At 41.9% G+C, this 6,550-nt stretch carries 5 protein-coding genes and 2 pseudogenes; 4 read left to right on the top strand and 3 right to left on the bottom strand.

Translation table 11 applies throughout. The features are described 5' to 3' along the window. Positions 1 to 53: 53 nt before the first annotated feature. A pseudogene (locus QZV86_RS13045) lies at positions 54 to 287 on the top strand (IS3 family transposase); the annotation flags it as partial. On the opposite strand, the gene QZV86_RS13040 reads toward QZV86_RS13045, so the two are convergent. Further along, positions 268 to 462, bottom strand: a complete 195-nt coding sequence (locus QZV86_RS13040; protein WP_295628980.1) for a heparan-alpha-glucosaminide N-acetyltransferase domain-containing protein — start codon at positions 460 to 462, stop codon at positions 268 to 270. The pseudogene QZV86_RS13045 and the gene QZV86_RS13040 overlap by 20 nt on opposite strands. Before the next feature lie 411 nt (positions 463 to 873). On the opposite strand from QZV86_RS13040, the gene QZV86_RS13035 reads away from it, so the two are divergent. From QZV86_RS13035 to QZV86_RS13025, 3 genes and pseudogenes are all read left to right on the top strand, one after another. Continuing rightward, positions 874 to 1,869, top strand: coding sequence for a DUF4158 domain-containing protein (locus QZV86_RS13035; RefSeq protein ID WP_295628978.1), 996 nt, complete (start codon positions 874 to 876; stop codon positions 1,867 to 1,869). Between the two features lie 146 nt (positions 1,870 to 2,015). Further along, positions 2,016 to 3,134, top strand: a complete 1,119-nt coding sequence (locus tag QZV86_RS13030) for a Tn3 family transposase (RefSeq protein WP_295628976.1) — start codon at positions 2,016 to 2,018, stop codon at positions 3,132 to 3,134. Next, positions 3,047 to 4,024, top strand: a pseudogene (locus QZV86_RS13025) (Tn3 family transposase). Before QZV86_RS13030 ends, QZV86_RS13025 begins: the two are co-directional and overlap by 88 nt. A 43-nt stretch (positions 4,025 to 4,067) precedes the next feature. Here QZV86_RS13025 and QZV86_RS13020 read toward each other — a convergent pair. Then, entirely contained in the window at positions 4,068 to 5,189 is a 1,122-nt protein-coding gene (locus QZV86_RS13020) for a glycosyltransferase family 4 protein (protein WP_295628974.1), read from the bottom strand. A 307-nt stretch (positions 5,190 to 5,496) separates the two neighbouring features. Then, positions 5,497 to 6,249: a transposase gene (locus tag QZV86_RS13015; RefSeq protein ID WP_295628972.1), complete on the bottom strand. Its 753-nt coding sequence runs from the start codon at positions 6,247 to 6,249 to the stop codon at positions 5,497 to 5,499. Positions 6,250 to 6,550 lie beyond the last annotated feature (301 nt).

Raw genomic sequence — 6,550 nt, 5'->3', positions numbered from 1 at the left:
GATCAAAAACAGCAGGTCGCTTGATTCTCATACACCAGATTTGACTATAGCTCTCCATGAGTCGCAAAGGTGACTGCTATGATAACGCGCCGATGGAAAGTTTCTGGGGGATACTTAAAACCGAGCTGGTGCATCATAGAAGATTCAAAACACGACAACAAGCCATTCAGGAGATTGCCGAATATATAGAAATATTCTATAACCGGCAGAGAAAACAGAAAAGGCTGGGCTATTTGTCACCAGCACAATTTACGCAGCGATACTATGCTAATTTGCTTGTTGCTTAAACCGATGGACTCCATTTTTGACAGCACACATCAGTTGACCGAACACCCAACCCAACAGCATGATACCCAGCCAAGGTAATGCAGGATAGAGCACGGTGTAGGTTTCACCGAATACCGGCACAAAAGTGATCGACAGCCAGAAGGGAACCTCGCCGTCTGTTTGCCACAGCGTCATGAGCAATAATTCGCTGCCAACTATGGGTTAAATCCTACAAAGGTACCTAACGCGACATAGGATTGAACTATTGTCTGAGATGCCCGCTCACAAAACGATTTACCAAGTACTGTATTATCTGCTGGAATTATCTGTATCTGTCACAAAAGCTCTTCCACATGAGAGACCAGGAACAATGGGTAAAAAGTTAGGAAAGGACCAAATGTTACGTAGCAATTTGTATCATTCTAACTCTTTTACTTAAGTAAATTGGTCAGCATTATAAGAGAGCAGCCTCCAACAGCCATTTTACCAGCTACCATTACAAGCCTTTATCAGTTCGTCTCCACGTCATCAAAATCGCCAAAAAATTGATTCTCAGGATAGAGTGTCGCCAACCACCTATTTTTGGGCTATTAAAGGGAAGATTACATGACGCGAATATCTGTACTATCAAAGCCAGAAGGAAAGGAATTTGACGAACCGCCAATTTTTGACAGTATCGACCGTAAAAGATATTACGATATAACAGTGACATTGAAGAATGCACTCAATAAACTGCGAACACCTGCCAATAAGGTATATTTTTTAGTATCTTACGCTTATTTCAAAGCACGAAAGCGTTTTCATGACGGAAAATTCCGGGAACAAGATATTGAATATGCGCACCGTCTGTTAAATATTGACACAGCCTTAGCTTCATTATTATCATACGCTAGAAAAACGCGTCTTGAGCATCAAGTCGCTATTCTGATTATATTGGGGTATCGCTCGTTCAATAATTATAGTTTGGAAGATATAACTCACCACGTCTATTTGCAAATAAAAAGCTACAAAAGCCCGCGACTAATTTTTGCGGATATGATCGATTATTTGCTAGCACGTAAAATTGCGCTTCCCCGTTACCGACAGTTCGTTAATATCATTTCTGATCAAATTCAGAGGTATAAATTAGATATTCATGAATGCCTTGCCAAATGCCTGGACAATCAAACAAAATCGAAACTGGATGCTCTTATGTGCCAGGATGATGATAAACATTACAGTCTGCGGTTTATTAAGCGCTATAATCAGTCATTGCGTCCGGGGAATATCCGCAAGAATCTGGATGACTTCAACCGTGTAAAGTTGTTGTATGCCTTAGTTGAAAAACCGTTCAAAGCCCTTGACCTTAATCACGAAGGGGCGATGTATCTAACGCGTTTTGTCGCGAGAAACAGGACATTACACTTGTCGCAAAGAACGGATGACACACGTCATGTTTCACTGATTGCTTTCATAGCTTATCAGTATTTTCAAGGGCACGATACATTAGCAGATATATTGCTACAGTTCGTACAAAGTGTAAAAGACGCCGTGCATGAGCAACTCAAGAATCAACGCGCGCAGAATACGCCCAGCAAAGCCGAACCTCTCACAATGCGGTGACATAGGCAAAATCATGCCTTGTTTCACCACTTGAGCAGATTTCATCGCTGGCCTTTAATAGAGATCTAAGTCCAAACGAATGCCTACTGGAAATCAGGGAAGTATTAATGTCCCGGCAATCAGCGATTGATAAATGCCGAAACACATTGTTCGGGCTGGAAAAAAGCTTTCAGCCAGTTGAACAAGATAATGCTTATTATTCAGCCTTAGAGATCAAGTCCCGTAAATTACAAAACCGGATTGCTGGAATATTAAAATCGGCTGAATTTACTGGCCATAAGGAATTGGTTAACGCCATCCGATATTTCCAGACAAAAGATATCATGGAAAGTACAGCGCCAGTGGGCTTCTTGTCAGACCAAGAGCAGGAATACCTCAGAGACGATAAAGGTAATTTCCGTATATTCTTATACAAGGCTGTACTTTTTCTCAAAGTTGCCGAAGCGTTAAAATCAGGAAGTCTCAGTCTTCCATATTCTTATAAATACTGCGAGCTCAATGATTATCTGATATCCGAAAAACAATGGCATGCCAAACGTAATGTTTATATCAAACAGGCTTGTTTGGAAGATCTTGTTGATATTGAAAAATCACTCTCCATTTCCGGGAATGAGTTAAAAGCATCTTATGAGAAAGTTAATCAATTAATTTCACAAGAAAAAACGCCTTATATCACATGTCGAACAGATGGTTCGTTTATTATACGAACACCTAAATTAGAAGAAAAGGAAACCTATTCCATAAGCAATATATTGCCGCATAAGAAAGATGTTCCTATTCAGGATGTTCTTTCCGTCATTAGTGAACAGACAAGATTCTCCGATCAGTTTATACACGATACGCTGAGCATGCAGTATCAACGTCGTGAGGATAAAGCACTTTTTGCCGCACTCATTGCTTATGGCTGCAGTGTCGGTATTCCGCGGATGGCACGGATTACCAGAGGGCAGGGTCAATCCATACTGGAGAATATTGCACGGCAATACATGCATATTGATAATATAAAACGTGCCAATGATAGTGTTCTCAAGAAGTTAGACGAGATAGCGGACTATTTTAACGCCTCCAATTTACGCCATACATCAAACGACGGCCAGAAAATAACATTGATGGCTGCTCACTCAACGCCAGTGTTTCGTACAAATATCACGGCACAGGAAAAGGAGTTAGCAGTTACATCTTCCTGGATGATCGTTTCGCCCATTTCTATGCGACTGTCATATCGTCTTCAGAACGGGAGGCCTGTTATGTACTGGATGGGATGATGCATAACTATATCGTCAAAAGCGATATTCACTCGACCGATACGCACGGTTTCACAGAAGCAGTGTTCGGTCTCATGCACATGATGGGCATTACATTTGCGCTACGCCTTAAGAATTTATCAGATCAAACGCTTTATGGTTTCAAGTCTACAAAGGCGAACAGGGACGATTTCATCACGCCAAAGAAAAATCTCAATATCGATCTTATTAAACAAAACTGGGATGATATTCTCCGCATCTCTGCCACAATTAAATTACGCTACGCATCTTCTTCTCAACTATTCAAAAGGCTCAATTCCTACAGCAAGCAGCATACGCTTTATAAGGCTTTGAAATAATTTGGAAGATTGCGCAAGACTCTGTTTATTTTAAGGTATATGCAGGATATCGGATTTAGGCAAGCTATCGAAAAACAGCTCAATCGTGGCGAAAACAGTAACAAATTCTCAAAAGCTGTTGCTTTCGGAAATAACCAAGAAATCATGTTTGAAGAAAAAGAAGAGCAGGAAATTGCTGAAAATTGTCGCCAACTCATCAAGAACGCCATCATTCTATGGAATTATCTCTATCTGGTCAAAATGTTACAATCCGATGACCATGCCACGGCACAATACGCGCTTGTAACTCTGAAAAAAGGAAATGTACTAGCATGGAAGCATATACTGCTTCATGGAGAATACGATCTTAGTCGCGAAAACACCCATGATGACTTTGGTCTCGCAGACCCCAAAATTATAACTTTAATCTCTTCCGGGTTTAATTCCTCGCTGCTTGCGGCGGGGTGCTTTATTTTGCTCCGCTCCGCGCGCCCTGCGCCTATCCCCGCGGCAAGCCACGGGGAATTGCAAGTTCAACAACGCCTCAGATCATGCCACGACTACTACGATTAAGTTTGGGAACTGAAATTGTTAAGATAACAAATACTTGCTTTAATCAGAAAATTCCCATCTCGTTGAGCATAACTTGATTTACCTTATGCACATCATACTTTTCTTCAGCGATTTCACGTGAGCGTTGCCCCATACGCAAAACTAACTCTTCATTTTCCATAAACCTTAGCATCGCCTTTGCCAATTCATTTACAGAGCCTACCGGAACAAGTAATCCATTATCTTCAGCGCGAACTGTTTCTCTGCAGCCTGGAGCGTCAGTTGTAATAATCGCCCGACCCATAGACATAGCCTCGAGCACGGAGCGAGGCGTACCCTCACGATACGAAGGCAGCACATACACGCTGCACTGGGCAATAGCTGGTCGGACATCGGATAAGCGACCAATATTTTCAATGGTGCCTTCTGCTATCCAAGTATCTAATTCCTCTTGTGCAATAGAGCTGGGATTTTCATCAAGCCACCCCACTAATGTAAAGCGAACTTTTGGGTATTGCGCTTTGACAAGCTTGGCGGCGGCAGCGTATTCACGGATTCCCTTGTCGACCAAGAATCTTGCAATCATTAAGAAACAAGGAATGTTTTTAGGTATAGGTGTATAACTATAATAGTCTACATTAACACCAGAACCATTAACTACGCACGTAGGAGCGTTGGGCTTCAAAATTCCTAGCTGATGAAACAATTTGAGGTCATCCGGATTTTGAAAAAATATTTTATGTGCTCCATTAAGTGAAATTGCATACAATCCCTGCACTAATCGTCGTAACAAACCACGTTGGTTTTTTTTGCCTTGAAAGGCGTAGCCAAGCCCTGAAATCAAGGCAAATCGATGAGGCACATCGGTAATTGAGGAAGCCATCATGCCATAAATAACAGGCTTTATCAGATAAGCAAAAACAGCTTCTGGTCTTATCGTTTTGATTAGTTGCAGCAACTGCCATGTGGTGTATAAATCTGCTAGAGGATTCATCCCCGCGCGCTGCATAGTCACTTTATGAAGTACTAATCCTTTATTTAATAGTTTATTGCGCAAATCACAATCAGCTTCCAAGTCCGGTAAGGCAACGTGCACTTGGATTCCTCGCTCCAAAAGTGCATCAATAAGGTCACCACGAAAAGGTAGTAAATCATCGGCAAAGCCGGCAATCATTAAAAATTTCATTGTTCGGCTAACCATGCCTGAAGCATCAATATATTCTTATAGTTAGAATTCAAAATTACTTTATTTCGATAAATGTTTCGCCCATTTCTACTGAATGGTCACCGGGTGAAAAATCCCTATCTTTCGTATTTATCTTTTCCATGATTAGCCTGTCGGAAAATTCAAAAAAGCTGATAAAAAGGAAGAGTTCAGCAATGTAGTCCTAGAAAATCGCAAAATTAGCGAAAATTCACCTCAACAGAAGCTATTTTTACCCTCAATATGCTCGATTTGGCAGATTGAGGACGGATTCATCTTATGTATGGCACTACGTAATTCGATCAACCCCTAATGTCATTAGCCGCTTGAGATTGAATACCAGCGCCCGAATACCCACCTGAAACTGCACTTTCACCAACCCGCGATAGCGAACTTTTTTATTGCGATGCGCAAATACCCGTTCATAGGGTGCACGAATGGCTGATAACCAGCGATCTTTGTCGCGATTCTTCTCTTCAGTATTTGTTCTTGCCCTTGTGCAACCAAAACGCGCTTGCTTATCCGCCGCAACTTTCCCGGCTGTCTCATTGTTGAACTGCTCGGGCCCTTGCTTGATCGCCCGATCCCGATCACCCCAGGTGGTTAATTTACTGATCAACTGACTCGCATCAACGAAAGTAAATACCTCCCGAATCAACCCCATACCTTGCAAGCTATTTCGTACTTGAGAAAAAATATTCATCAATCTCCCGGTTCCGGGGCGCTTGCGAAAATCTCCAAAGTAGCTGTGATCCGGCGCCTCCTCTCCCAGGTTCATATCACAAAACCATTTGCACGCAAGATTCTCCTGAAGATAACGCTCCATCTCCCGATCACTTAAATCTTCCATGAATTGAATGATCAATGCTCGAATGGCAAATTCAAACCCTCCCTCCTTGCGGTCTTTGGGTGAATAAAGCCCTTGATAAGTTACACTTGGCTCAGCAAATGGCAATAACTGATCCAACTTGCGATAGGAATGATCCAGCGGCACCAACGCATCCAACCTAAGAAATAAGTTGCCTTGCTCTCTTTTCTTCATCAACAAATCCTCTCGGTTTTAACTTCTCATATTATCGCTTAATTTCTGAGCAATTCTTCGACAGTCCCATGATGGATTGAATGTACCGAAAGCTGAGGCGGTTGTCAAACCGCCGTGATGTGTAAATAGTCAGTCCTGCAAAACGCTTGGAGACCCTATAAATATTGGAATTCATGCGAATTAGTAAACGCTGAGATCCCTGGGAAATTATAATATAGGCATCAAAACCTGAGGGAATTAGGGGAAGTTTGAGGTATGCTTATTTTCATGGAGTCCGAAGTTTCATAAGATGAAGACATGA

The organism is uncultured Nitrosomonas sp. (assembly GCF_902826915.1).
GTDB lineage: Bacteria > Pseudomonadota > Gammaproteobacteria > Burkholderiales > Nitrosomonadaceae > Nitrosomonas.
Note: the sequence above shows the minus strand (reverse complement) of the source record. Positions and strands in the feature narration are given on the sequence as shown.